Source organism: Citrobacter sp. MGH100 (assembly GCF_001034465.1).
Taxonomy (GTDB): Bacteria; Pseudomonadota; Gammaproteobacteria; order Enterobacterales; family Enterobacteriaceae; genus Citrobacter; species Citrobacter youngae.
Map to the genome: position 1 here is coordinate 598,460 of NZ_KQ089801.1, position 26,916 is coordinate 625,375.

Here is a 26,916-nt window from a genome sequence, read left to right on the forward strand (position 1 = left end):
GTGATCTATGGTGAGTTCTGCGATAAATGATAAATAAAGGAGCGCAACAATATGTTTAAACCTGGCGATCTGGTTCAACCGCGTATGGGCGGTCCAAAACTGAAGGTTGTTGAAGTCAATGACGATCAAATTGTGGCGGTACAAGCCAGCAATGAAAGTGGCGAAAAATACACCCTAAAAGTTGCTGATGTCACGCGATATTCTGAAGAAGGCGATTTCGGCGTCTGCTGAAAATAAGCGGTGAGGTTCCCCTCACCGCATTGATATTAGATCAAAAAATCATCGAGAGATTTACCGGCAGCCAGCGCCTGTGCAATCGGCTTTGGCGTGCGGCCTTGTCCTGTCCATGTTTTTGTTTCACCATTAGTATCCGTAAAACGATATTTCGCCGGACGCGGCTGACGTTTCTTAACCGAACGCGATGTTGCCGCCGACATGCTCAACAGTTCTTCAGGATCAATCCCATCAGCTCTCATCATCGCCAGCAGTGTATTAATTTTTTCCTGCTGTTCTGCACGTTGGCGCTGCAGCAGTTCTTCTTCGTCACGTCGTTCTTTGGTGACTACCCGAAGTTTTTCCAGCATATCGTCCAGAACCTCGACGGATAATTCACGCGCCATGACCCGTAGCGATCGAATATTATTTAAGTTTTTTAACATTGAACTCATATTAATAAAACCTCTTTAACGCAAAAACAGAAATAGGTATTACGAAGCAAATTGTATGCGAGTGTTTTTTCTTTTTCCAGTCTCTTTTTTGTCGCAAGATATTAAAACGACAATCGCTATTATTATTTATCTTGTCATACGGTGATCTTTAGTCAGCGATATTTTATATTCGGCCAGCAACCAGAATAAATAGACTTTGGATATCTCGCTGCCGCACCAGATAAACCAATACAGGCATCGCGCAGGCGTTGCGGTAGATATGCGCAATATTCGTCAACATTCAAAAAGGAGCGCAAAAAGTTCAGAAAAACAAGTCAAAACAACCTATTGATTTTTAATGGTTTTAATTTTCATGACAACGAAAATACCAAAACGAACAAAAAACAAACCACTGCAGAGCATTTTATCGACAAAAAGGCAATAAATAAAAATTTTAAGCTAGTTGATAGTTATTATCCAGGCAGATATCCTACTCAAACGCGAAAGCAGCAAGACAAATCACTAGCAAGAAGGCATTGAAAACCTTTTTCCCCCTTTTTACAAGGAGCATTAACATGTTCTCTCCGCAGTCACGCTTGCGTCATGCAGTAGCAGACACGTTCGCGATGGTTGTTTATTGTTCTGTCGTGAACATGTTGATCGAGATATTCCTTTCAGGAATGAGTTTCGAACAGTCACTGTACTCCAGACTGGTCGCTATCCCCGTCAACATCCTGATCGCCTGGCCATACGGTATGTACCGCGATTTGTTTATGCGCGCGGCACGCAAAGCCACGCAGGCAGGATGGGGGAAAAACCTGGCGGATGTGCTGGCCTATGTCACCTTCCAGTCACCGGTATATGTGATTATTCTGCTGACGGTTGGCGCAGACTGGCACCAGATCACAGCTGCGGTAAGCTCCAACATCGTGGTCTCAATGCTGATGGGTGCAGTGTATGGCTACTTCCTTGATTATTGCCGCCGCCTGTTTAAGGTCAGCAGCTACCACCAGGCTAAAGCGTAAAAAACATCTCATCGCGACTGGCGCTGCCAGTCGCGTTATCAGTTTGAACTCACGTCGCCAAACAACCCACTCAGATAACGTTCCAGCGCGATACGCGAGCTAAAGCCGTGTGGAATACCATAATGTTCGTGAGTATCGCCGGCTAAATACAGTGGGAATTGCTGATAGTGATCGCAGGTTTTAATATCCGTCGCGGGTTCTGCCAGCGAAGAGCTGCGCTCTTTTAGCGTGGGATGGATAATTAATGCGGTACGTCCCATACGTGCTTCACGGTTAACGTATACATAATTCTCACCACGTCGATAACCGTATGTTTTCTGTGTGACTACATCAACGGTAAAGCCCACTTTTTCAAGTACGCGCGCCACCTCATCAGGTCGTAAATACATATTATTTTCCTCGTTATCTTTTACTGCGGGCTTACCTTACCTGATTCAGCATTAGCAACGCTTTCAGAAAAGTCCATAAACGCGTGGCCAGGGTGGGACGAATATCGTAAGAACCGTACAGATTTATGTCAGTGCCAGCCGCAGTTGATTTGCCGCCTGCTGCGCCATTGCAACCGAGCTGATGTTGGTAAATGACAGCAAGATCCCCCCTTTTCCTGCTGAAGTCATTCGCCAACGGCTTAAGGCCTGAACCGCCAGCCCGGCCTGATTCGCTTTGCACACTAGCGCAACATCATCGCCGTCTACGGTCATCACCAGTTGGATCCCCCCTTCCTGAGGAATGACATTAAATCCTTGTTCGGTCAGGGCGTTTTCCATCCATTGACGCCGCTCGGCATAATGCTGGCGCATGCGTTTTAAGTGCCGCCAGAAATGACCGTCTTGCATAAAATCTGCCAGCGTTTGCTGCCATAAAACCGGAACGCTACAGGCCGTTAGCGACGCCTGCTGGCGAAAACGTTCAACCTGGGTCAGGGGTACCACCAGCCATGCCGTGCGCAACGCCGGAAACATCGATTTGCTGAACGTGCCGGCATAAATCACCCGCTGGGGCGCATCCAGACTTTTAAGCGGCGGCAACGGTTTACCGTGGTAGCGAAATTCACTGTCGTAATCATCTTCAATAATCCACGCCTGTTCGCGAGTCGCCCACTCCAGCAACCGATGACGGCGATCTAATGACAGAGCCACGCCCAGCGGACTTTGGTGTGCGGGGGTGAGCATGACAAAACGCGCCTGTGGAAAGTCGCGGATCCCGGCGCAGACATCCAGACCATCAGCATCAACCGCCACCGGCATCAGCTCAATGCGTTCCTGAGCCACCACGGGCCGAATCAACGGAAAGCCGGGATCTTCGACCCACATTCCCTCACCGGGTTGAGACAGGGCGCGCAGAATTAACGTCACTGATGCCGCGTAGCCTGACGTAATAAAAATCTGCTCCGGCTGGCACTCAATGCTGCGTGAAACGCGCAGGTAATCCACAATCGCCTGACGTAACGCGCGTTCGCCGCAAACATCTCCCACCGCAAGGTCAAAACGCGTTTGGGTGCGTAAACGCCGTCCCATCACCCGCGCCCAGACGTCACGCGGGAAGAGATCGAGTGCGGGTAATCCCATTTGAAAAGGGTGCGGTCTGGGGTTTTCTCCGGCGAAGATCGCGGGAGACGCAGGCGCCCTTTCGGGTCGCAGTTGCTCACTGACAAATGTTCCGGCCTGCCCACGTCGCGCAAGCCAGCCCTGCGCCACCAGCTCGGCGTAGGCATTTTCCACCGTCGAGCGTGACACACCCAATTCCTGGGCCCAGGTCCGACTTGATGGCAATCGGGTTCCGGGTTTGAGTTCACCTTTCTCAATTGCGTTTTTTAACTGACGGGCGATGTGCTGATAGCGCGGCATTTATGGTCTGCTTTTTTGGCAACAATATGGCTCTCTGTAGCAGTCCATTATAGTGCTACATTGCGGGTCATCCAAACGAGGAGAAATACTATGACCATGTTACGCCAGCCCTATTATGAACTCAGCCCTGAAGTCTATAACGCTCTGGTTCAGGCAAGCAAAGCGCTGGAGAACTGCGCGCTGGAACCCACGCTGACGGAACTGATTTACCTGCGGGTCTCGCAAATCAACGGCTGCGCCTTTTGTCTGGAAATGCACAGTAAAGCGCTGCGCAAATCCGGTGTTGCGCAGGCCAAACTGGATGCGCTGGCAGGCTGGCGGGTGAGTCACCACTTCAGCGAGCAGGAACGTGCGGCGCTGGCGTGGGCCGAATCCGTCACCGATATCGCCAGCACCCATGCCGAAGATGATGTTTATCTGCCGCTGCTCGACCATTTTAGCGCGAAAGAAATTAGCGACCTGACGTTTGCCATTAGCCTGATGAACTGCTTTAACCGTCTGGCGGTAGGGATGCGCATGTGATTCTGCGCTGCCGGATGGCGGCATAAACGCCTTATCCGGCCTGGGATGCGCTCTCCTGTTGCCCGTAGGCCCGATAAGCTTAGCGCCATCGGGCAATTTAGAACCACCAGTTAGCCTTCCCCCGCCACGCTCATCACCCAGTTCATCATTAATCTAAAATTCCCATATCTTGTATGGTTGAATCTTTTTAAAACTACATCTAGTATTCCTCCTATCAGGACACACACAACCCGACGCCCTCTATCGCGCCGATCTTTTATTTTTAAATGGAAATACGAATCATGCGTATTATTATTTACACTCGCAATAACTGTGTTCAGTGCCATGCCACCAAACGGGCAATGGAAAGCCGTGGTTTTGACTTTGAGATGGTAAACGTCGATTTGCAGCCTGAACTGGCAGATAGCCTGCGCGAGCAAGGTTTTCGCCAGTTACCGGTCGTAGTCGCGGGTGAAACCAGTTGGTCAGGGTTTCGCCCGGACATGATCAACCGTCTGCATCCGGAACCACGCGTGGCCAGCGCATGACGACGCTCGTCTACTTCTCCAGCAGCTCCGAAAATACGCACCGATTTATGCAGCGTCTGGGGTTACCTGCCATCCGCATTCCGCTTAATGAACGCGAGCGGATCCAGGTGGACGAGCCTTACATTTTAATCGTGCCGTCTTACGGCGGCGGCGGTACGGCAGGCGCAGTCCCGCGTCAGGTGATCCGCTTTTTAAACGATCCTCATAACCGGGCATTAATCCGTGGCGTGATCGCCTCCGGCAACCGCAATTTCGGTGATGCATACGGTCGCGCGGGTGATGTCATTTCACAAAAATGCGGCGTGCCGTGGCTTTATCGTTTTGAGCTGATGGGCACCCAAAGCGATATCGACAACGTTCGAAAAGGAGTGAGCGAATTTTGGCAACGACAACCGCAGAACGCGTAATCCAGCCCGCACTGGATTATCACGCCCTGAACGCCATGCTAAATCTGTACGATAAAGCCGGGCGTATTCAGTTCGATAAAGACCATCAGGCGGTGGAGGCTTTTTTTGCTACCCACGTCCGCCCTCATTCAGTGGTCTTTGCCAGTCAGCAGGAACGCCTGGAAACGCTGATTCGTGAAGGCTATTACGACGAAAGCATTTTAGCCCGCTACAATCGCGCATTCGTGCTGAAACTATTTGCCCACGCCCACGCCAGTGGATTCCGTTTTCAGACGTTCCTTGGCGCATGGAAGTTCTACACCAGCTATACGCTGAAAACGTTCGACGGTAAGCGCTATCTCGAAGATTTTGAGGATCGGGTGACGATGGTGGCGCTCACGCTGGCGCAGGGCGATGAAGTGCTTGCCATGCAGCTCACTGATGAAATGCTCTCTGGTCGTTTTCAACCCGCCACGCCAACCTTTTTAAACTGCGGTAAGCAACAGCGTGGCGAACTGGTTTCCTGCTTCCTGCTACGCATTGAAGACAACATGGAGTCCATCGGTCGGGCGGTTAACTCAGCGCTGCAGCTCTCTAAACGCGGCGGCGGCGTGGCATTTTTACTCTCGAATCTGCGCGAGGCCGGAGCGCCAATTAAGCGTATTGAAAACCAGTCCTCCGGGGTGATCCCGGTCATGAAAATGCTGGAAGATGCGTTTTCTTATGCGAATCAACTCGGGGCACGTCAGGGTGCAGGCGCGGTGTATCTGCACGCACACCATCCGGATATTTTACGTTTTCTCGATACCAAGCGCGAAAACGCCGACGAAAAAATCCGTATCAAAACGCTTTCGCTTGGCGTGGTGATCCCGGATGTTACCTTTCGACTGGCGAAAGAAAATGCCCGGATGGCGCTGTTCTCGCCGTATGACGTGGAACGGATTTACGGCAAACCGTTCGGTGATATCGCCGTGAGTGAGCGGTATGACGAACTGGTGGCCGACGAACGCGTGCGCAAAAAATACATTAACGCCCGCGAGTTCTTCCAGCGGCTGGCCGAGATCCAGTTTGAGTCTGGTTATCCTTACATCATGTTTGAAGATACGGTGAATCGCGCCAATCCGATTGCCGGTCGGATCAATATGAGCAACCTGTGCTCGGAGATTTTGCAGGTTAACAGTGCCTCCACCTACGATGAAAATCTCAATTACGAGCAGACCGGGCACGATATCTCCTGCAATCTCGGCTCGTTGAACATTGCCCATACCATGGATTCACCCGATTTTGGCCGCACCGTGGAGACGGCAGTTCGTGGCTTAACCGCCGTTTCGGACATGAGCCATATCCGCAGCGTGCCCTCAATTGAAGCCGGGAACAGCGCGTCGCACGCGATTGGCCTTGGGCAGATGAACCTGCACGGGTATCTGGCGCGGGAAGGGATTGCCTACGGTTCGCCCGAAGGGCTGGATTTCACCAATCTCTATTTCTACACCATCACCTGGCATGCGCTGAATACGTCAATGAAGATCGCCCGCGAGCGCGGTAAAACCTTTGCCGGATTCCAGCAGTCCCGCTACGCCAGCGGCGAGTATTTTAGCCAGTATCTGCAGGGCGACTGGCAGCCAAAAACCGACAAGGTACGCTCACTGTTCGCCGCCAGCGGCATTACGCTGCCGACGCGCGAGATGTGGGCGCAACTGCGTGAAGATGTGATGCGCTACGGCATTTATAATCAGAATTTACAGGCGGTTCCGCCCACCGGTTCTATTTCCTACATCAACCATGCCACGTCAAGCATTCACCCGATTGTATCGAAAGTGGAGATTCGCAAAGAGGGCAAAACCGGGCGCGTTTACTACCCTGCCCCGTTTATGACCAATGAGAATCTGGCCTTGTATCAGGATGCCTACGAGATCGGTCCACAAAAAATTATTGATACCTACGCTGAAGCAACGCGGCATGTCGACCAAGGGCTTTCACTGACGCTCTTTTTCCCCGATACCGCCACCACGCGCGATATCAACAAAGCGCAGATTTACGCCTGGCGTAAAGGCATCAAATCCCTGTACTACATCCGACTACGCCAACTGGCGCTGGAAGGCACCGAAATCGAAGGCTGCGTGTCATGCGCGCTGTAAGGAGAATCAAATGAAACTATCTCGCGTCAGCGCCATCAACTGGAACAAGATTGAGGATGATAAAGATCTTGAGGTATGGAACCGTCTGACCAGTAACTTCTGGCTACCGGAAAAGGTCCCGCTCTCCAATGACATTCCGGCCTGGCAAACGTTGAACGCTGCCGAGCAGCAGCTCACTATCCGCGTATTTACCGGTCTGACGCTGCTCGACACGATTCAGAATATCGCCGGAGCCCCCGCGCTGATGGCGGATTCAATCACGCCACATGAAGAGGCGGTACTGTCGAATATCAGCTTTATGGAAGCCGTGCACGCGCGTTCCTACAGTTCTATTTTTTCCACGCTTTGTCAGACCAAAGATGTGGATGCGGCTTACCTCTGGAGTGAAGAAAAAACTCCACTCCAGCACAAGGCACAGATAATTCTGACGCATTACGCCGGCGCGGAGCCGTTGAAAAAGAAAATAGCCAGCGTATTTCTGGAATCCTTTCTGTTCTATTCCGGCTTCTGGCTACCGATGTATTTCTCCAGCCGCGGCAAGCTGACGAATACCGCTGACCTTATCCGCCTGATCATTCGTGATGAAGCGGTTCATGGTTATTACATTGGCTATAAATATCAAAAAGGTCTGGAGCACGTTTCACCCTCGACGCGTGAAGCGCTACAGAATTATGCCCTCGATCTGTTGATGGAATTATATGACAACGAAGTTCGTTATACGGAGGAATTGTATGCGGAAACCCCGTGGGTGGAAGACGTCAAAGCCTTCCTTTGCTACAACGCCAATAAGGCGTTAATGAATTTAGGTTATGAGGCCCTGTTCCCGGCAGAAATGGCGGATGTGAACCCGGCAATCCTCGCTGCACTCTCACCCAACGCTGACGAAAACCACGATTTCTTCTCGGGTTCTGGCTCATCCTATGTGATGGGAAAAGCGGTCGAAACCGAAGATGACGACTGGAATTTCTAGCAATCATTCCTACGGGAAATACCGTACATTTTTCGCGGAAATATTTTAACAGGATCACACTTTTGTCGTGCAAATATAATTGTGTGATCTACACTCAATATCAGCCGCAATATTCGCCTGTATTTCAACAATTCAGGCGCATTTTCAGTGTCATTTACAAAAAATATCCCTCACGGCTCATCCGCGCTCAGCCCTTATATCATGGGAAATTCCGCCATCTGACGTTTGGCAATATTCATGCCACAACCAAATTCAGGGTTGTCTCAGATTCTCAGTATGTTAGGGTAGAAAAAGGTCACTATTTCCATCAGGTAATATATCGATATAAACAAATAACAGGAATCATTCTATTGCATGGCAATTAAATTAGAAGTTAAAAATCTCTATAAGATATTTGGAGAGCATCCCCAGAGAGCCTTCAAATATATTGAAAAAGGACTTTCAAAAGAGCAGATTCTGGATAAAACGGGGCTATCGCTTGGCGTTAAGAACGCCAGTCTGGCCATTGAAGAAGGCGAGATATTTGTCATCATGGGATTATCCGGTTCGGGTAAATCCACAATGGTACGCCTTCTCAATCGCCTGATTGAACCCACCCGCGGGCAGGTATTGATTGACGGCGTAGACATCGCCCGGATATCCGATGCTGAGCTTCGCGAGGTGCGCAGAAAAAAGATTGCGATGGTGTTCCAGTCCTTTGCCCTGATGCCGCACATGACGGTGCTGGACAATACGGCATTCGGCATGGAATTAGCCGGTGTTGGTGCGGATGAACGTCGTGAAAAAGCGTTAGATGCGCTACGTCAGGTTGGTCTGGAGAATTATGCTCACGGCTACCCGGATGAACTTTCCGGGGGGATGCGCCAGCGTGTGGGCCTCGCCCGTGCATTAGCCATTAATCCTGACATCTTATTAATGGATGAGGCCTTCTCAGCCCTCGATCCCTTAATTCGTACCGAAATGCAGGATGAACTGGTAAAACTACAGGCGAAGCATCAGCGCACCGTGGTCTTTATTTCGCACGACCTCGACGAAGCCATGCGTATTGGCGACAGAATTGCCATTATGCAAAACGGTGAAGTGGTGCAGGTCGGCACGCCGGATGAAATTCTGAATAATCCGGCCAATGATTATGTACGCACCTTCTTCCGTGGCGTTGATATTAGCCAGGTCTTCAGTGCGAAAGATATATCCCGTCGTAGCCCTGAAGGGCTAATTCGTAAAACACCAGGCGTCGGCCCCCGTTCAGCCCTGCAATTACTGCAGGACAAAGATCGCGAATATGGTTACGTGATTGAACGCGGTAATAAATTCGTTGGCGTTGTTTCAATCGACTCCTTAAAAACAGCGTTAAGTCAGGCGCAAGGTATTGAAGCGGCATTGATCGATGAGCCGTTAGCCGTAGATGCACAAACTCCTCTCAGCGAGTTGCTTTCTCATGTCGGCCAGGCCCCGTGCGCGGTGCCGGTTGTTGATGAGGAACAGCAGTATGTGGGCGTCATTTCAAAACGCATGCTGTTACAGGCTTTAGATCGTGAGGGGGTAAACAATGGCTGATCAAACTAATCCGTGGGATACCACACCTGCGGCCGATAGCGCCGCGCAATCTGCTGATGCCTGGGGGACGCCCGCAGGCACGCCTGCCGACGGTGGTAGCGCAGACTGGCTGACCAGCGCCCCCGCGCCGGCACCAGAGCATTTCAATATTATGGATCCGTTCCATAAAACGCTGATCCCGCTGGATAGCTGGGTCACCGAAGGGATTGATTGGGTGGTCACCCATTTCCGTCCGGTCTTCCAGGGCATTCGTGTCCCGGTGGATTACATTCTCAACGGCTTTCAACAACTGCTGTTGGGTATGCCTGCGCCGGTCGCCATCATCATTTTTGCGCTTATCGCGTGGCAAATTTCTGGCGTCGGAATGGGCGTCGCCACGCTGATTTCACTGATTGCTATCGGTGCTATCGGTGCCTGGTCGCAAGCCATGATCACCCTGGCGCTGGTACTGACCGCGCTGCTGTTCTGCGTGGTGATTGGCCTGCCGATGGGGATCTGGTTAGCGCGTAGCCCTCGGGCAGCAAAAATTGTTCGCCCGCTGCTGGATGCGATGCAAACCACACCTGCGTTCGTCTATCTGGTGCCGATTGTCATGTTGTTCGGTATTGGTAACGTCCCGGGCGTAGTGGTGACGATTATCTTCGCCCTGCCGCCAATCGTACGTCTGACTATTCTGGGGATTAACCAGGTGCCAGCCGATCTGATTGAAGCCTCGCGCTCGTTTGGTGCCAGCCCGCGTCAGATGCTGTTTAAAGTGCAGCTCCCGCTGGCGATGCCCACCATTATGGCCGGGGTGAACCAGACGCTGATGCTGGCACTCTCCATGGTCGTCATCGCGTCGATGATCGCCGTCGGTGGGCTGGGTCAGATGGTTCTGCGCGGTATCGGTCGTCTGGATATGGGGCTTGCCACCGTCGGCGGAGTTGGGATTGTGATCCTCGCCATCATTCTGGATCGCCTGACGCAGGCCGTCGGTCGCGACTCACGTAGCCGTGGCAACCGCCGCTGGTACACCACCGGTCCTGTTGGGCTTATCACTCGCCCTTTCACGAAGTAATTCACCCGTTGCCCGGTAGCGCATTGCTTACCGGGCCGACAATTCATTAACTTGCGCAAAATCGTTCAAGTTGCATCGCGGCGGCAAACGAATGTATCCCCTGGAGCGTACAAGTAGTACGTGACTGGGGTGCATGAATGCAGCCAACAAAGAAGCGGCTTGAAGGATGAAGTGCAATAAGGAACAACGATGCGACAGAAAATCATTATTGCCACAGCGTTTGCCACCCTTGTCTCCACCAGCACTTTCGCTGCCGACCTGCCGGGCAAAGGCATCACTGTACAGCCAATCCAGAGCACTATCTCTGAAGAATCCTTCCAGACGCAGTTAGTCGCCCGTGCGCTGGAGAAACTGGGTTACACCGTTAACAAAACCAGCGAAGTTGACTACAACGTCGGCTATACCTCTATTGCCTCTGGCGATGCAACTTTTACCGCCGTGAACTGGCAGCCGCTGCATGATGATATGTACGCCGCAGCCGGCGGAGACAAAAAGTTTTATCGCGAGGGGGTATTCGTTACGGGTGCCGCACAGGGTTATCTGATCGACAAAAAAACCGCTGAGCAGTACAAAATCACCAACATCGCCCAGTTAAAAGATCCGAAGATCGCCAAAATCTTTGACACCAACGGTGACGGTAAAGCCGATATGATGGGCTGTTCGCCGGGCTGGGGTTGTGAAGCAGTAATCAACCACCAGAACAAAGCCTTCGATCTGGAAAAAACCGTCGAGGTCAGCCACGGTAACTATGCGGCGATGATGGCTGACACCATTACCCGCTTTAAAGAAGGCAAACCCATTCTTTACTACACCTGGACACCGTACTGGGTCAGTGACGTGATGAAACCGGGCAAAGATGTCGTCTGGCTGCAGGTCCCGTTTTCTTCTCTGCCCGGTGAACAGAAAGATATCGATACCAAACTGCCGAACGGCGCGAACTATGGCTTCCCGGTAAACACCATGCACATTGTCGCCAACAAGGTCTGGGCGGAGAAAAACCCAGCGGCGGCGAAACTGTTTGCCATCATGAAATTACCACTGGCAGATATCAATGCGCAGAACGCAATGATGCATGATGGTAAAGCCTCAGAAGCTGACGTTCAGGGCCACGTTGATGGCTGGATAAAAGCCCACCAGCAGCAGTTCGACGGCTGGGTAAAAGAAGCGCTGGCTGCGCAGAAATAACCCACTCGTAGGCCTGATAAGCGCGACGCTATCAGGCCCGGTAACCACACCAATGCCGGATGGTGGCGCGATGCGCCTTATCCGGTCTACACGCCCCTCCCTCACCGCACAATCCATCACCCAACAAATCAGCAACATTTAATCACTTCCGTTATGATTGTTTTCTGCACCCCATTATTCAGTTGAAAACAATGACCAAACCCACTCACGGGCTTAGCCCGGCACTGATTGTTTTAATGTCTGTGGCGACCGGCCTCGCCGTTGCCAGTAATTATTACGCCCAGCCGCTGCTCGACACCATCGCGCGTAACTTTTCGCTGTCTGCCAGTACCGCAGGGTTTATTGTCACCGCCGCACAGCTTGGCTACGCGGCTGGCCTGCTGTTTTTAGTACCGCTTGGCGATATGTTTGAGCGTCGGAGGCTGATCGTTTCCATGACGTTGCTCGCAGCAGGTGGCATGTTGATTACTGCCAGCAGTCAGTCGCTGGGCATGCTGATCCTCGGTACTGCGCTAACCGGGTTGTTCTCAGTTGTCGCACAGATCCTGGTTCCGCTGGCGGCGACGCTCGCCACGCCAGACAAGCGCGGTAAGGTTGTCGGCACGATTATGAGCGGCCTGTTGCTGGGGATTTTGCTGGCGCGAACGGTTGCAGGATTGCTGGCGAATCTCGGCGGCTGGCGCACCGTGTTTTGGGTGGCCTCAGTATTGATGGCGTTGATGGCGATTGCCCTGTGGCGTGGTTTGCCAAAGATGAAATCAGAGACCCATCTTAACTACCCGCAGCTATTGGGCTCCGTGTTTAGCCTGTTTATCCACGATAAATTACTCCGCACCCGCGCGATGCTGGGCTGCCTGACCTTTGCCAACTTCAGTATCCTCTGGACATCGATGGCATTTTTACTCGCCGCACCGCCGTTTAACTATTCAGAGGGGATGATTGGTCTGTTCGGTCTGGCCGGGGCCGCCGGTGCGTTAGGCGCTCGTCCGGCGGGCGGTTTTGCCGATAAGGGTAAATCACACCTCACGACTACCGCAGGCCTGCTGCTACTGTTGCTCTCCTGGCTGGCTATCTGGTTCGGACATACTTCAGTGCCGATACTGATTATCGGTATCCTGGTACTGGATCTGACCGTTCAGGGGGTACATATCACCAACCAGACCGTTATCTATCGCATTCACCCGGACGCACGTAATCGCCTGACTGCCGGGTACATGACCAGCTATTTCATTGGTGGTGCGGCAGGTTCGCTGATTTCAGCTTCAGCCTGGCAGCATGCCGGCTGGGCTGGCGTTTGTCTGGCAGGTGTGACTGTTGCCGTACTCAACCTGCTGGTCTGGTGGCGAGGTTTTCACCGCCAGGAAGCCGTAAATTAGGCGTATAACGTCTGTTTATCTTTGATTGGGCTCCTCAGGGTGTTAAGGAGCCCATCAGTCTGCTAAGGTTATAACGCATTGAGCCAGGTTATTTTAATTTCGGTAATGAAGCCTATAATCCTATGGAAAGCCCTGTTCCCCAGTCTGAATCCCGTTCTGCAACGTTAACTGAAGGATTCAAAGACAGCCTACCGATAGTTATCAGTTATATTCCGGTCGCATTTGCATTTGGTATGAATGCGACTCGCCTGGGCTTTACTCCCGTTGAAAGCATTTTTTTCTCCTGCATCATTTACGCCGGCGCCAGCCAGTTTGTCATCACAACCATGCTCGCCGCAGGCAGCTCACTGTGGGTCGCGGCTCTGACCGTCATGGCGATGGATGTTCGCCACGTTTTGTACGGCCCTTCTCTGCGTAGCCGTATCGCCCGACAGCTGAGCAAACCTAAAAGCGCGCTATGGGCCTTTGGCCTCACCGACGAAGTCTTTGCCGCGGCAACGGCGAAGCTGGTGCGGGATAACCGGCGCTGGAGTGAAAACTGGATGATCGGCATTGCGCTATGCTCCTGGGCCTCCTGGGTGTTTGGTACGGTGCTCGGCGCGTTTTCCGGCACTGGCTTACTGAAGGGGTTCCCGGCGGTAGAAGCGGCGCTGGGGTTTATGCTCCCGGCACTGTTTATGAGTTTTCTGCTGGCCTCTTTCCAGCGTAAGCAAACGCTATGCGTCACGGCGGCATTAGCCGGTGCGCTGGCTGGCGTGACGCTGTTCTCTATCCCGGCGGCCATCCTGGCGGGCATAGCCTGTGGATGCCTGACCGCGCTCATTCAGTCGTTCTGGCAGGGAGGTCCTGATGAGTTATGAGGTTCTGCTGCTCGGCCTGCTGGTCGGCTGCGTCAATTACTGTTTTCGCTATTTACCACTGCGTTTGCGAATGGGGAATGTGCGCCCGACAAAACGCGGAGCCACTGGAATATTACTCGACACCATCGGTATTGCATCAATTTGCGCCCTGCTGGTGGTGTCTACTGCGCCAGAAGTGATGCACGACGCCCGTCGTTTTGTGCCTACGCTGGTGGGGTTTGTGGTACTGGGTGCAAGCTTCTATAAGACCCGCAGCATCATCATTCCGACCTTACTGAGTGCCCTGGGCTATGGATTAGCCTGGAAAATGTTGTTTGTCTTATAGATTAAAATAATCATTTTAAATAAATAATACATTTACTTTATTTGTCACTGTCGTTACTATATCGGCTGAAATTAATGAGGTTATACCCAAATGGATAGTTCGTTTACGCCCATTGAACAAATGCTAAAATTTCGCGCCAGCCGCTACGAAGAGTTCCCTTATCAGGAAGTGCTTCTGACTCGTCTTTGCATGCATATGCAGGGCAAGCTGCTGGAAAACCGCAATAAGATGCTGAAAGCTCAAGGGATTAACGAGACGTTGTTTATGGCGTTGATTACGCTGGAGTCTCAGGAAAACCACAGTATTCAGCCTTCTGAACTGAGTTGCGCACTTGGCTCGTCACGGACTAACGCCACCCGTATCGCGGATGAGTTAGAAAAGCGTGGCTGGATCGAGCGCCGCGAAAGCGATAACGATCGCCGCTGTCTGCATCTGCAATTGACCGAAAAAGGCCATGCTTTTTTGCAGGAGGTATTACCGCCTCAGCATAACTGCCTTCATCAGCTTTGGTCATCTCTCAGCACCACCGAAAAAGATCAACTTGAGCATATCACCCGTAAACTTCTGACCCGTCTTGATCAGATGGAGCAGGATGGCGCGGTGTTAGAAGCGCTGCGCTAACGCGCTGACTCGCTCAGAAATCCAGATTTATAAATGAAAAACCGACAGGCCAGCACGCATACTGCTGGCCTGTCTGATAAACAGGTCGGCTCAGCCGATGTGAAAAAATAAGATCGTGGAGAACAACATGAGCGCAAATGCGGAGACTCAAACCCCGCAGCAACCGGTCAAGAAGAATGGCAAACGTAAAAGTATGCTACTCCTGCTGACCTTGCTCTTTATTATCATTGCCGTGGCATATGGGATTTATTGGTTTTTAGTACTGCGTCATATCGAAGAGACAGACGATGCGTACGTGGCAGGGAACCAGGTTCAAATTATGGCGCAGGTATCAGGCAGCGTGACGAAAGTCTGGGCTGATAACACTGACTTTGTAAAACAGGGCGATGTGCTGGTCACTCTCGACCAGACAGATGCCAAACAGGCATTTGAAAAAGCCAAAACTGCGCTGGCCTCCAGCGTGCGCCAGACGCACCAGTTGATGATCAACAGCAAGCAACTGCAGGCCAGCATTGAAGTGCAGAGAACTGCACTGGCCCAGGCACAAAGCGACTTTAATCGCCGTGTCCCGCTGGGTAATGCCAACCTGATTGGCCGCGAAGAACTGCAACATGCCCGCGATGCCGTCGCCAGCGCTCAGGCTCAGCTTGATGTCGCAATCCAACAATATAATGCGAACCAGGCAATGATTCTGGGTAGCAAGCTGGAAGATCAACCTGCTGTACAACAGGCTGCCACCGAAGTGCGTAATGCCTGGCTGGCACTGGAACGTACCAAAATTGTTAGCCCGATGACCGGCTATGTTTCCCGTCGTGCCGTGCAGCCTGGCGCGCAAATTAGCCCGACTACGCCACTGATGGCGGTTGTTCCGGCCACTAACCTGTGGGTGGATGCCAACTTCAAAGAAACACAGCTGGCGCACATGCGTATTGGCCAACCGGCGACCGTTATCAGTGATATTTACGGCGATGACGTGAAATACACCGGGAAAGTCGTCGGCCTGGATATGGGTACGGGCAGCGCGTTCTCCCTGCTGCCGGCGCAAAACGCGACCGGTAACTGGATCAAAGTCGTCCAGCGTTTGCCGGTACGTATCGAACTGGATGCGCAGCAGCTGGCACAACATCCACTGCGTATTGGTTTGTCAACACTGGTTACGGTAGATACCGCTAATCGTGACGGGCAGATCCTGGCAAGCCAGGTCCGCACCACGCCAGTATCAGAAAGTAATGCACGTGAAATCAACCTTGATCCGGTCAATAAGATGATCGAAGAGATCGTGCAGGCCAACGCGGGCTAATTTAAAGGTGCGTGTGATGCAACAGCAAAAACCGCTTGAAGGCGCGCAGCTCGTCATTATGACGATTGCGCTGTCCCTGGCGACATTCATGCAGGTGCTGGACTCCACCATTGCTAACGTGGCGATCCCCACTATCGCCGGGAACCTCGGCTCTTCGCTGAGCCAGGGAACCTGGGTGATCACCTCATTCGGGGTGGCGAACGCTATCTCAATTCCGATCACCGGCTGGCTGGCCAAACGCGTTGGCGAAGTCAGACTATTCATGTGGTCAACTATCGCCTTCGTCATTGCGTCGTGGGCATGCGGGATGTCCACCAGCCTGAACATGCTGATTTTCTTCCGCGTCATTCAGGGTATTGTCGCTGGTCCATTGATTCCGCTGTCACAAAGCCTGTTATTGAATAACTATCCACCCGCCAAGCGTTCCATCGCCCTGGCGCTATGGTCGATGACGGTGATTGTTGCCCCGATATGTGGTCCTATTCTGGGGGGCTATATCAGCGACAACTATCACTGGGGCTGGATATTTTTTATCAACGTGCCAATCGGTGCTGTAGTGGTATTAATGACGCTGCAAACTTTGCGAGGTCGGGAAACCAAAACCGAGCAGCGGCGTATCGACGCCATTGGTCTGGCTTTGCTGGTCATTGGTATCGGCAGTTTGCAGATTATGCTCGACCGCGGCAAAGAATTGGACTGGTTCGCCTCGCAGGAAATTATTATCCTGACGGTTGTCGCCGTGGTGGCAATCAGCTTCCTCATCGTCTGGGAGCTTACCGATGAGCACCCCATTGTCGATCTCTCGCTGTTTAAGTCGCGCAACTTTACCATCGGCTGTCTGTGTATCAGTCTGGCCTATATGCTCTACTTCGGCGCAATCGTCCTGTTACCGCAGTTATTGCAGGAGGTGTACGGATATACGGCAACCTGGGCAGGTCTGGCGTCTGCGCCGGTTGGGGTGATTCCGGTGATCCTGTCGCCGATTATCGGCCGTTTCGCACACAAGCTGGATATGCGTCGGCTGGTCACGTTCAGCTTCATCATGTATGCCGTCTGTTTCTACTGGCGTGCGTGGACATTCGAACCCGGTATGGATTTTGGCGCATCGGCCTGGCCGCAGTTTATTCAGGGGTTCGCGGTAGCCTGCTTCTTTATGCCACTGACCACCATCACGCTATCGGGGTTACCGCCTGAACGAATGGCGGCAGCATCGAGCCTGTCTAACTTTACGCGAACGCTGGCGGGTTCTATTGGCACATCGATCACCACAACGATGTGGACTAGCCGTGAGTCGCTGCACCATGCGCAACTGACGGAGTCAGTAAACCCCTACAACCCAAATGCTCAGGCAATGTACGACAAGCTGCAGGATTTAGGGATGACGCACCAGCAGGCGTCAGGGTGGATAGCCCAGCAGATCACTAATCAGGGTCTGATTATTTCCGCCAACGAAATCTTCTGGATGTCGGCGGGGATCTTCCTGGTTTTGCTTGGTCTGGTGTGGTTCGCCAAACCGCCCTTCGGCGCGGGCGGCGGCGGCGGTGGAGCGCACTAACTCTCTAATAAAAGGGATCTGCGGATCCCTTTTTTATTGTGGCCAGCATTAGAAATAATATTTGAATCTCAGGCGTCCACCGTAACGTGCATCTTCGCTGTTGTCGCCATTGTTCGGATCGGCCTCAACCCATGAGGCATAAGCACCGAGATAGATATTAAAGTTTCTCATATTCATTACGTTAGGGAATAAGTATGAGGCATGAATGGTGTGAATGTCATAGCTGCCCGGATCGGTGATCCAGCAGTCTTCCTCGCAAACGGCCTCCAGGTTAGTGGCATTGAAAGCGTCAATGTTGTTATGCGCATAGATATAGCCCAGTTCGAATCGATGCCACAACGCGTTCACCCCAGCGGTAAAATCGGTCTCATCGGTCGCGTCCATATAAGCAGTATTCAGGTTAATCACCGCGCCGTCTTCCGGATCGGTTTTTTGTCCGTCCCAGGTCATGGTAAAACCATACCCCGTACGATCGGACTGATCGATCCACTTCCCGTTCTCATAATAGCCGTAGGCGTTGTTAACGACGTTACTTTCCATCGCCACTGCCGTCGAGAAACGCCCGTTTTGCCAGGCGATCACCGGGCGCACGTAAGCCACGTTTTTATCATTGGTTAAGTCCATCCCGTGGTACTGCTCCTCGGTATAGAGCGTACTGGCATTTTCCATCAATGTATTCACTTCAAAATACCAGTTATCGATGGTTTTACTTATCAGGAAATTACCGCCGCTGTCGCTACGCCCACGCCCCTCTTTCATCATATAAATATAGCCATAGCCATCGCTGTAAAGGTCATTCGCCGTATTACCTGAATATTCAATAAACGTATCCTGATTCAGCGGGAACATATCGTACGCTTCAAAACGTCCGACCTTAATTTGCCAGTCTTTTTCCTGGCCAAAAAAGAACACTGCATCATCGAGATTCATTTTTCCGGTCAGGTCTGCCAACGGCTGAACTGAGAATCCGGCGAAATTACCGTTGTTCAGTCGTTGGTAGCCATCAAACCCTAATAGCAGACGCCCGTTGATATCCCAACGCTCATTCGTTCCCGGCGCCCAATCTTTATTTGCCGAAGTTCTGGTTGATGTCAGACTACCAGAGCGGCTTGCCGCATCCATATTAAACTCAACGTCGCCATAGAACTTGATATCGCTAAAACCGGATAGCGTTAACTTGGGTGGATTTTCCGTAGAGGCGGAGGGTTCAGCAGACTGTACTTGCACCGTCGGCGCTGCGGCTACCTGCTGCTGCCTCAGCGAGCGAATTTGCGATTCAGCATCTGCGGCTCGCTGTTCGGCATTAATCACGCGCTGCTCCAGTTCGGCAAGACGCTGTTCAATAGCAGTATTTGCTGCCCAAAGGTTATGCGAAAAGCAAGCGCCGACCACAAGCGCTAAATATTTCACCTTCATTTTTTATCCCTAAAGTTTAATGTATACCAGATAAGATTTGATAAAAACCCCATCCACCAGCGATGAAAAGAGTCTTTTTATTACCTGGATACCTGACGTATTCCATTATGTTTTTCTATTAATTATTTATGTTTTTTGATTTATGTGATCGGTGTGAGCTGGCATCGTTAATTATCCATTACTTTCTGTTTACCAGATCACGTTTTGTTATTTAACAGGCCCCACATTAATTAGCTTAAATTATATTCCTGTCTTAAATATAATAGATGTGGATTATATTAAGTAATAAAAAACCCCGGACATAAACCGGGGTTAATTTAAATACTGGAACAGCTAATCAATAAGACTAAATATGCAATTCCTGCAGTTTCTCTTTCGGCAGCGCCAGCTCCTCATTGCTGTTAACGCGGACATCACGTTCCAGAATATGACGTGCAATGTCCTGCGCTTCGCTGAGGGAGTGCATCTGATACGTACCGCACTGGTAGACGTTCAGTTCCGGGATCTGATTCTGATCCTGCACTTTCAACACATCTGCCATTGCCGCTTTCCAGGCATCAGCTACGCGTTGTTCGTCCGGCGTTCCAATCAGGCTCATGTAGAAGCCGGTACGGCAACCCATTGGCGAAATATCGATAATCTCGACACCGTTGCCATTCAGGTGGTTACGCATAAAACCAGCAAACAGGTGTTCCAGCGTATGAATACCTTTCTCAGGCATCACTTCTTTGTTCGGAATGCAAAAACGCAGATCAAACACGGTGATTGCGTCGCCATGCGGGGTATTCATCGTTTTTGCAACCCGGACCGCGGGAGCTTCCATCCGGGTGTGATCGACAGTAAAACTATCTAACAACGGCATTTAGCCACCTCCGATAAATTTTTTTAAAATATTCTGAACTCTTTGTTCCGGGGCGAGTCTGAGTATATGAAAGACGCGCATTTGTTATCATCATCCCTGTTTTCAGAGATGAAATTTTGGCCACTCCCGAGTGGCCTTTTTCTTTTGTATCAGGCGTGCTTTTCCAGCCACACACCAAACGGCTCAGTATCTGCCGCTTCAATCTCCTGCTGACGGCGCTTAGAAGCCACACTTTCAGCAATAAATTCGTCTTCCTGCAGCAGTTCCAACGGCTCTTCGCGCAACAGGTTACGGTACGCTTCACCCAACGCTTTACCCGTGCCACCGATACCAGTATCAATCATAGACCGCAGGATCCGCGCTGAGAATGTCAGCTCAGGATTATCAAAGCAGGCAACCAGTTCGTCACATACTTTTTGATATTCCTCTCCTCCGTGAATGCCGTCCAGCGTTTGTGCCACACGTTTCAGATCACGGAACAGATCTTTACCCACTTTAGGCAACGGGAACTGAGCCGTTTCACAACCAATACCTAACGTCAGGCCTGGCTTGCGCCCTTCCAGAATAACGCGATTCCAGTTAGTACGCGTACACAGCAGCTCGTCGCTACTCATTTCCGGGGCATCAGCCAGAACGCACCAAACCATGAACAAATCGAGGAAGCGCACCTGTTGTTCATCTACGCCGATTGGCGAGAAGGGGTTGATGTCGAGCGAACGCACTTCGATGTACTCAATGCCGCCGCGTAGAAGCGCATCAGACGGCGTTTCACCGCTGCGAGTCACGCGTTTCGGACGAATTGGCGCATACAGTTCATTTTCGATCTGCAAAACGTTGCTGTTGATTTGCAGGCGCTTACCGTCTTTCTCCAGACCGATCGCCGCGTACTCCTCTGAAGGCGTTTTAATCGCGCGCTTCAATCCTGCCACATACTCATGCAAATCGTTAAACGTAATTCCGAGATTGCTTTGCGACTTATTGGTATAACCCAGGTCACTCAGACGCAGCGACGTGGCATAAGGCAGGTAATACATACCACAATCGGTTTTTTCAAACGGCAGCGTTGTCGGTTTTCCTTGCAGGAAGGAGGAACAAATGGCCGGAGAGGCGCCAAACAGATACGGGATCACCCAACCAAAACGGTAGTAGTTGCGAATCAGACGGAAATACCCTGCTGACACTTTTTCTTTAGCGTCTTCATCGCCATCTGTTACGCCACATTTCGCCTGCCAGAAAGCCATTGGCAGCGAGAAGTTGTAGTGTACGCCGGAGATAGTCTGCATCAACGCGCCGTAACGGTTTTTGAGGCCTTCACGGTAAAGGGTTTTCAGACGACCGATATTCGACGTACCGTACTGCGCCAGCTCGATATCCTGACCTTCGGCAATATAGCAAGGCATGCTCAACGGCCACATACGCTCATCGCCAAGATTCCTGGCAGTATAGCGATGCAGATCGCGCATGAACGTGAGCATTTTGTGAATGTCATCGCCCGGTGGAGTAATAAACTCCAGCAGTGTTTCGGCAAAGTCAGTGGTTATCCATTTATGCGTTAGCGCTGAGCCTAACACTTCAGGATGGCCTGTCGTTGCCAATGAACCATCAGCATTAACACGCAGCGTTTCGCGCTCGAGCCCGCGTTGAATCCCCTCTAACGCATGAGGATGTTTTTCCAGCCAGGCCAGTGCCTGTGATACGTCCGGGATCAAATTGACCTCCCGCCTGTCAAAATCGTTTTAATTAGCATAATGGTATTGGTCAACCTGCAGGTTATTCCACAACACAATTAGTGCCACCACATAATGCCTTGCGTCGTAACCGCCGCGACCACAACATAGCGCAGCGCTTTGCCAAGACATAAAAAAAAGAGAACTGGGCCCCACGAGATGCGCATCCATCCCGCTAACAAGCACAGTAAATCACCCACAACCGGCATCCAGCTTAATAATAGTGTGACAGCGCCATAGCGCCTCAGCCAGCCAGTGGCTTTTTCTTGCCAGCGCGATGTTTTACGCAATGGAAAGAAACGCCCAAGGATAACGTTAGTTAACCCTCCAAGGCTATTACCCATTGTTGCTGTTAAAACTAAGACCCAGGGATGACTCGCTCCAGAAACCAGTAAGGCAACTAAAACAACTTCAGAATTTCCAGGTAATAGCGTGGCGCTGAGAAAGCTGCTGGCAAACAGCGAGAGGAGCGACAGTCCATCACTCACAATAACCGGACATCCACGGCGTCCATTCCTGCGGCACGCGCCGCCTGAAGTCCAAAATCGGCATCTTCAAACACGACGCAACGCGCCGGTTCAACGCCCATACGTTCAGCACAGAGCAAAAACGTATCAGGAGCCGGTTTGTGGCGTTGTACGTGATCGGCCGCCACCACGGCATCAAAATAACGACGCAGCCCAAGGTGAGTAAGCAGCGCTTCTGCAATCGCGCTTTCACTCCCCGTTCCTACCGCCATAGGCCGACGACCATGCCAGGCTTTCACGACGTCAACCAACGGCAGAGGCTGGACGCTATCCAGCAACATGCTTCTCACCTTGTCGGTTTTTTCACGCGCTAAGGCATGGGGGTCGAGATCGGCATGATTCAATTCAATTACCGACTGGGCAATACGCCACGTTGGGGAGCCGTTGAGGGCGACCATGGCTTGTTCATCAAAACGCAGCCCATAATGTCCCAATACCTCATGCCACGCCTTACGGTGCGTTGGCTCAGTATCCAGGATGGTGCCATCCATATCAAAAATCAAACCCGCATAACGTTCGTACATCGTCTTCTCACAAGCCGAATGACCAGACGTTATTTTATCGTAATTGATTGATTTTGTCGCTGACAGCGAATTGAGGGGCATTCAGAGAATATGTGGAAATAATTTAAAGGGGGAGATGGTGCATCCGGGAGGATTCGAACCTCCGACCGCTCGGTTCGTAGCCGAGTACTCTATCCAGCTGAGCTACGGATGCATCGGGAATTGCTGTTTACTACTGATACTGCGAAGAAGATGGTGCATCCGGGAGGATTCGAACCTCCGACCGCTCGGTTCGTAGCCGAGTACTCTATCCAGCTGAGCTACGGATGCATCAGGAAAACTTACTTACTGCAGATTTGATATCGCTGCTAAAGTGATATCGATTTCCGTAACAACGCTAATGCGTTATTGCAGATAAGATGGTGCATCCGGGAGGATTCGAACCTCCGACCGCTCGGTTCGTAGCCGAGTACTCTATCCAGCTGAGCTACGGATGCAAATGGCGGTGAGGCGGGGATTCGAACCCCGGATGCAGCTTTTGACCGCATACTCCCTTAGCAGGGGAGCGCCTTCAGCCTCTCGGCCACCTCACCAACACGCCTCTTGCGAGTGCTTCGAAGAACTTGTTTCTGCTCATCGTCGCTGCGTGGCGCACATATTACTTTCTGGGACTTATAAGTCAAACAATTTTTCCAGAGCTTTTATCGTTTGCACATTTCACGCGCAATTAGTCTGCAAAAACGGCAAAAAGAGTGTTTTATCAACAAATAAATTGGCAATTTCCTGAAGCAGTGAACAAACGGAAACTTCGTAGGGAAAGGCATTACGCCCAGTGGAATCGAAAAAATGGGGAGGACGAAGAAGAACAGAGAAGAAAAAGGGTAACTCAATCAGGTTGCGCCTCACCAGAAAGGTGAGACGCGAAAACCTTAGTAACTGGACTGCTGGGATTTTTCAGCCTGGATACGCTGGTAGATCTCTTCACGATGGACAGAAACTTCTTTCGGGGCGTTGACGCCAATGCGCACCTGGTTGCCCTTCACCCCTAAAACTGTCACGGTGACCTCATCGCCTATCATGAGGGTCTCACCAACTCGACGAGTCAGAATCAGCATTCTTTGCTCCTTGAAAGATTAAAAGAGTCGGGTCTCTCTGTATCCCGGCATTATCCATCATATAACGCCAAAAAGTAAGCGATGACAAACACCTAAGTGTAAGCAGTCACGGCATCACATTCTGTTAAACCTAAGTTTAGCCGATATACACAACTTCAACCTGACTTTATCGTTGTCGATAGCGTTGACGCAAACACTGCGGATTGAAGTCCGCAGCGTCGGCTTACGCTTATAATTTTTACAGTTTTGCGCTAACCCAGCCTTTCACACTGGCTAACGCTGCCGGCAGAGCCGCAGCATCCGTACCACCGGCTTGCGCCATGTCCGGACGACCACCACCCTTGCCGCCTACCTGCTGAGCGACCATCCCAATCAGTTCCCCTGCTTTCACGCGGTCTGTCACATCCTTAGACACGCCCGCAATCAGAGAAACCTTACCTTCAGCAACTGTTGCCAGTACGACAACAGTAGAACCCAGCTGATTTTTCAGATCATCAACCATGGTACGCAGCATTTTCGGTTCAACGTCCGCAAGCTCGCTGACCAACAGCTTCACGCCATTGATATCAACGGCTTTGCTGGAAAGGTTCGCACTTTCCTGCGCTGCGGCCTGTTCCTTCAATTGCTGCAATTCTTTTTCGAGCTGACGCGTACGTTCCAGTACGGAACGAACTTTGTCACCGATATTCTGGCTATCGCCTTTCAGCAACTGCGCAATATCGCTTAAGCGATCGCTTTCAGCATGCACGGTATTAAGAGCGCCTTCACCGGTCACGGCTTCGATACGACGAACGCCTGCCGCAGTACCAGACTCGGAGATAATACGGAACAGACCGATATCGCCCGTACGGCTGGCGTGAGTACCACCACACAGTTCGGTAGAGAAATCACCCATACTCAGTACACGCACGTGGTCATCGTATTTCTCACCAAACAGCGCCATTGCACCTTTGGCTTTCGCCGCCTCAAGATCCATGATGTTCGTTTCAATCGGCAGGTTGCGACGAATTTGCGCATTCACCAGATCTTCAACGGCACGGATTTCAGCAGGCTTCATCGCTTCGGTATGAGAGAAGTCGAAGCGCAGAATTTTATCGTTAACCAGCGAACCTTTCTGTGCCACGTGCGTGCCCAGAACCTGGCGCAGCGCCGCGTGCATCAGATGCGTTGCGGAGTGGTTCAGGCGAATACGTGCACGACGCGCTTCATCCACATCAGCCTGCACTGCATCGCCAACTTTCAGAGAACCCGCAGACAGTTTGCCGATGTGGCCAATCGCCTGACCATATTTCTGCGTGTCGCTAACGGCAAACGCGAAGCCCGCACCTTTCAGTTCGCCTTTATCGCCAACCTGACCACCAGATTCCGCATAGAACGGTGTCTGATCAAGAACGACAACGGCATCCTGACCTGCGTTAATGGCGTCTACCGCTTTACCATCAACAAACAGCGCGGTGACTTTGCCGTTCAGTTCCAGGTGCTCGTAGCCTTTAAATTCAGAAGCACCATCAACGCGAATCATCGCATTGTAGTCTGCACCAAAGCCGCTGGCTTCACGTGCGCGACGGCGTTGTTCTTCCATTGCGGCTTCAAAGCCGGCTTCATCAACCTTAATGTTACGCTCGCGGCAAACGTCTGCCGTCAGGTCAACCGGGAAACCGTAGGTGTCATACAGACGGAATGCGGTTTCGCCGTCCAGCGTATCGCCGGACAGTTTTGCCAGTTCTTCATCCAGCAGCGCCAGGCCACGCTCCAGCGTACGCGCAAACTGCTCTTCTTCGGTTTTCAGAACCTGCTCAACCATAGACTGTTGACGCTTCAGCTCTTCGCCCGCGGAACCCATTACATCTACCAGCGGACCAACCAGCTTGTAGAAGAAGGTGTCCTTCGCGCCCAGCATGTTGCCATGACGAACTGCGCGACGAATGATACGGCGCAGCACATAGCCACGGTTTTCATTAGACGGAACAACGCCATCGGCAATCAGGAACGCACAGGAACGGATATGGTCGGCGATAACGCGCAGTGATTTATTGCTCAGATCGGTCGCGCCGGTGACTTTCGCCACGGACTCAATCAGTGAACGGAACAGGTCAATTTCATAGTTGGAGTTAACGTGTTGCAGCACGGCCGCAATACGCTCCAGACCCATACCGGTATCCACGGACGGTTTCGGCAGCGGTTCCATGGTGCCGTCAGCCTGACGGTTGAACTGCATGAAGACGATGTTCCAGATCTCAATGTAGCGATCGCCATCTTCTTCCGCGCTTCCCGGAGGGCCACCCCAAATATGGTCGCCGTGGTCGTAGAAAATTTCGGTGCACGGACCGCAAGGACCGGTATCACCCATCTGCCAGAAGTTGTCGGAAGCATAAGCCGCGCCTTTGTTATCACCGATACGGATGATACGTTCGCGCGGAATACCGACTTCTTTTTCCCAGATTTCATAGGCTTCATCGTCAGTTTCATAGACGGTGACCCACAGACGCTCTTTTGGCAGGGCAAACCAGTTTTCACCGGTCAACAGTTCCCATGCGTATTGAATGGCGTCGTGTTTGAAGTAATCGCCGAAGCTGAAGTTGCCCAGCATTTCGAAAAAGGTATGGTGACGTGCAGTGTAACCGACGTTTTCCAGGTCGTTGTGCTTACCGCCCGCACGTACGCAACGCTGCGAGGTGGTTGCGCGGGAATAATTACGCTTGTCGAGGCCAAGGAAAACATCCTTGAACTGGTTCATCCCGGCGTTGGTAAACAACAAAGTAGGGTCATTGTTCGGTACCAGGGAGCTGCTGGCAACTACCTGATGTCCTTTACTATGGAAAAAATCGAGAAACGCCTGACGGATCTCAGCGGTGCTCTTGCTCATAA

Annotated in this window: 26 protein-coding genes and 4 tRNA genes; 16 read left to right on the forward strand and 14 right to left on the reverse strand. The window is 51.7% G+C overall.

The features are described 5' to 3' along the window. Positions 1 to 51: 51 nt before the first annotated feature. Complete coding sequence (locus SK32_RS14410; protein ID WP_048212995.1) at positions 52 to 231, forward strand: hypothetical protein; 180 nt, start codon at positions 52 to 54, stop codon at positions 229 to 231. Between the two features lie 35 nt (positions 232 to 266). Here SK32_RS14410 and stpA read toward each other — a convergent pair whose 3' ends face one another. After that, positions 267 to 668: a DNA-binding protein StpA gene (gene stpA, locus SK32_RS14415; protein WP_048212996.1), complete on the reverse strand. Its 402-nt coding sequence runs from the start codon at positions 666 to 668 to the stop codon at positions 267 to 269. 554 nt (positions 669 to 1,222) lie between these two features. On the opposite strand from stpA, the gene alaE reads away from it, so the two are divergent. Then, positions 1,223 to 1,672 (forward strand): L-alanine exporter AlaE, encoded by a 450-nt coding sequence (gene alaE / locus SK32_RS14420; RefSeq protein WP_016154144.1) that lies wholly within the window; start codon positions 1,223 to 1,225, stop codon positions 1,670 to 1,672. A 38-nt stretch (positions 1,673 to 1,710) separates the two neighbouring features. Here alaE and SK32_RS14425 read toward each other — a convergent pair whose 3' ends face one another. Both SK32_RS14425 and pdxR read right to left on the reverse strand, forming a co-directional pair. Beyond that, the gene (locus tag SK32_RS14425; protein ID WP_048212997.1) at positions 1,711 to 2,061 is read right to left on the reverse strand and encodes a DUF2002 family protein; all 351 of its coding nucleotides are present in this window, start codon (positions 2,059 to 2,061) and stop codon (positions 1,711 to 1,713) included. A 123-nt stretch (positions 2,062 to 2,184) separates the two neighbouring features. Then, entirely contained in the window at positions 2,185 to 3,519 is a 1,335-nt protein-coding gene (gene pdxR / locus SK32_RS14430; protein WP_048212998.1) for a MocR-like pyridoxine biosynthesis transcription factor PdxR, read from the reverse strand. Between the two features lie 90 nt (positions 3,520 to 3,609). Between pdxR and SK32_RS14435 the strand changes: the two genes are divergently transcribed. The 14 genes from SK32_RS14435 (at position 3,610) to emrB (ending at position 17,898) form a co-directional block, all read left to right on the forward strand. Next, positions 3,610 to 4,041 (forward strand): carboxymuconolactone decarboxylase family protein, encoded by a 432-nt coding sequence (locus SK32_RS14435; RefSeq protein WP_048212999.1) that lies wholly within the window; start codon positions 3,610 to 3,612, stop codon positions 4,039 to 4,041. A 281-nt stretch (positions 4,042 to 4,322) separates the two neighbouring features. Continuing rightward, positions 4,323 to 4,568 (forward strand): glutaredoxin-like protein NrdH, encoded by a 246-nt coding sequence (gene nrdH, locus SK32_RS14440; RefSeq protein WP_048213000.1) that lies wholly within the window; start codon positions 4,323 to 4,325, stop codon positions 4,566 to 4,568. After that, positions 4,565 to 4,975 carry a class Ib ribonucleoside-diphosphate reductase assembly flavoprotein NrdI gene (nrdI, locus tag SK32_RS14445; protein ID WP_048213001.1) on the forward strand — a complete coding sequence of 137 codons (411 nt, stop codon included), beginning with the start codon at positions 4,565 to 4,567 and terminating at the stop codon, positions 4,973 to 4,975. Before nrdH ends, nrdI begins: the two co-directional genes overlap by 4 nt. After that, complete coding sequence (gene nrdE / locus SK32_RS14450; RefSeq protein WP_048213002.1) at positions 4,948 to 7,092, forward strand: class 1b ribonucleoside-diphosphate reductase subunit alpha; 2,145 nt, start codon at positions 4,948 to 4,950, stop codon at positions 7,090 to 7,092. Before nrdI ends, nrdE begins: the two co-directional genes overlap by 28 nt. A 10-nt stretch (positions 7,093 to 7,102) precedes the next feature. Further along, complete coding sequence (gene nrdF / locus SK32_RS14455; RefSeq protein ID WP_048213003.1) at positions 7,103 to 8,062, forward strand: class 1b ribonucleoside-diphosphate reductase subunit beta; 960 nt, start codon at positions 7,103 to 7,105, stop codon at positions 8,060 to 8,062. A gap of 354 nt (positions 8,063 to 8,416) precedes the next feature. Next, a complete protein-coding gene (gene proV / locus SK32_RS14460) occupies positions 8,417 to 9,619 on the forward strand; it encodes a glycine betaine/L-proline ABC transporter ATP-binding protein ProV (RefSeq protein ID WP_003037282.1) in 1,203 nt (400 codons plus the stop codon). Continuing rightward, on the forward strand, positions 9,612 to 10,676 hold the full coding sequence (gene proW, locus SK32_RS14465; protein ID WP_048213004.1) for a glycine betaine/L-proline ABC transporter permease ProW: 1,065 nt from the start codon (positions 9,612 to 9,614) through the stop codon (positions 10,674 to 10,676). Before proV ends, proW begins: the two co-directional genes overlap by 8 nt. A gap of 189 nt (positions 10,677 to 10,865) precedes the next feature. Next, positions 10,866 to 11,861, forward strand: a complete 996-nt coding sequence (gene proX / locus SK32_RS14470) for a glycine betaine/L-proline ABC transporter substrate-binding protein ProX (RefSeq protein WP_048213005.1) — start codon at positions 10,866 to 10,868, stop codon at positions 11,859 to 11,861. Positions 11,862 to 12,052: 191 nt separating this feature from the next. Then, positions 12,053 to 13,237, forward strand: a complete 1,185-nt coding sequence (locus SK32_RS14475) for an MFS transporter (protein WP_048213006.1) — start codon at positions 12,053 to 12,055, stop codon at positions 13,235 to 13,237. A gap of 122 nt (positions 13,238 to 13,359) precedes the next feature. Then, positions 13,360 to 14,097, forward strand: coding sequence for an AzlC family ABC transporter permease (locus SK32_RS14480; RefSeq protein ID WP_048213007.1), 738 nt, complete (start codon positions 13,360 to 13,362; stop codon positions 14,095 to 14,097). After that, positions 14,087 to 14,422 carry an L-valine transporter subunit YgaH gene (gene ygaH / locus SK32_RS14485; protein ID WP_005122930.1) on the forward strand — a complete coding sequence of 112 codons (336 nt, stop codon included), beginning with the start codon at positions 14,087 to 14,089 and terminating at the stop codon, positions 14,420 to 14,422. Before SK32_RS14480 ends, ygaH begins: the two co-directional genes overlap by 11 nt. Positions 14,423 to 14,512: 90 nt before the next feature. After that, the gene (mprA, locus tag SK32_RS14490) at positions 14,513 to 15,043 is read left to right on the forward strand and encodes a transcriptional repressor MprA (RefSeq protein WP_005122929.1); all 531 of its coding nucleotides are present in this window, start codon (positions 14,513 to 14,515) and stop codon (positions 15,041 to 15,043) included. A gap of 127 nt (positions 15,044 to 15,170) precedes the next feature. Then, complete coding sequence (gene emrA / locus SK32_RS14495) at positions 15,171 to 16,343, forward strand: multidrug efflux MFS transporter periplasmic adaptor subunit EmrA (RefSeq protein WP_048213008.1); 1,173 nt, start codon at positions 15,171 to 15,173, stop codon at positions 16,341 to 16,343. A gap of 16 nt (positions 16,344 to 16,359) precedes the next feature. Next, positions 16,360 to 17,898, forward strand: a complete 1,539-nt coding sequence (gene emrB, locus SK32_RS14500) for a multidrug efflux MFS transporter permease subunit EmrB (RefSeq protein ID WP_048213009.1) — start codon at positions 16,360 to 16,362, stop codon at positions 17,896 to 17,898. 48 nt (positions 17,899 to 17,946) lie between these two features. On the opposite strand, the gene SK32_RS14505 is transcribed toward emrB, so the two are convergent. The 11 genes from SK32_RS14505 to alaS form a co-directional block, all read right to left on the reverse strand. Continuing rightward, the gene (locus SK32_RS14505; protein WP_048213010.1) at positions 17,947 to 19,314 is read right to left on the reverse strand and encodes a carbohydrate porin; all 1,368 of its coding nucleotides are present in this window, start codon (positions 19,312 to 19,314) and stop codon (positions 17,947 to 17,949) included. 346 nt (positions 19,315 to 19,660) lie between these two features. Then, positions 19,661 to 20,176, reverse strand: coding sequence for an S-ribosylhomocysteine lyase (luxS, locus tag SK32_RS14510; protein WP_003037312.1), 516 nt, complete (start codon positions 20,174 to 20,176; stop codon positions 19,661 to 19,663). A gap of 149 nt (positions 20,177 to 20,325) precedes the next feature. After that, positions 20,326 to 21,885: a glutamate--cysteine ligase gene (gene gshA, locus SK32_RS14515; protein WP_048213011.1), complete on the reverse strand. Its 1,560-nt coding sequence runs from the start codon at positions 21,883 to 21,885 to the stop codon at positions 20,326 to 20,328. Positions 21,886 to 21,962: 77 nt separating this feature from the next. Continuing rightward, positions 21,963 to 22,391, reverse strand: coding sequence for a YqaA family protein (locus tag SK32_RS14520; protein ID WP_042313100.1), 429 nt, complete (start codon positions 22,389 to 22,391; stop codon positions 21,963 to 21,965). Next, positions 22,388 to 22,954, reverse strand: coding sequence for a fructose-1-phosphate/6-phosphogluconate phosphatase (gene yqaB / locus SK32_RS14525; RefSeq protein WP_048213012.1), 567 nt, complete (start codon positions 22,952 to 22,954; stop codon positions 22,388 to 22,390). The genes SK32_RS14520 and yqaB overlap by 4 nt, the downstream gene beginning before the upstream one ends. Positions 22,955 to 23,070: 116 nt before the next feature. After that, positions 23,071 to 23,147, reverse strand: a tRNA-Arg gene (locus SK32_RS14530). A 39-nt stretch (positions 23,148 to 23,186) separates the two neighbouring features. After that, positions 23,187 to 23,263 (reverse strand) — tRNA-Arg (locus tag SK32_RS14535). Positions 23,264 to 23,353: 90 nt separating this feature from the next. Next, positions 23,354 to 23,430 (reverse strand) — tRNA-Arg (locus SK32_RS14540). A 3-nt stretch (positions 23,431 to 23,433) separates the two neighbouring features. Then, a tRNA-Ser gene (locus SK32_RS14545) sits at positions 23,434 to 23,526 on the reverse strand. A 336-nt stretch (positions 23,527 to 23,862) separates the two neighbouring features. After that, entirely contained in the window at positions 23,863 to 24,048 is a 186-nt protein-coding gene (gene csrA, locus SK32_RS14550; protein WP_000906486.1) for a carbon storage regulator CsrA, read from the reverse strand. A gap of 238 nt (positions 24,049 to 24,286) precedes the next feature. After that, complete coding sequence (gene alaS / locus SK32_RS14555; protein ID WP_048213013.1) at positions 24,287 to 26,914, reverse strand: alanine--tRNA ligase; 2,628 nt, start codon at positions 26,912 to 26,914, stop codon at positions 24,287 to 24,289. Positions 26,915 to 26,916 lie beyond the last annotated feature (2 nt).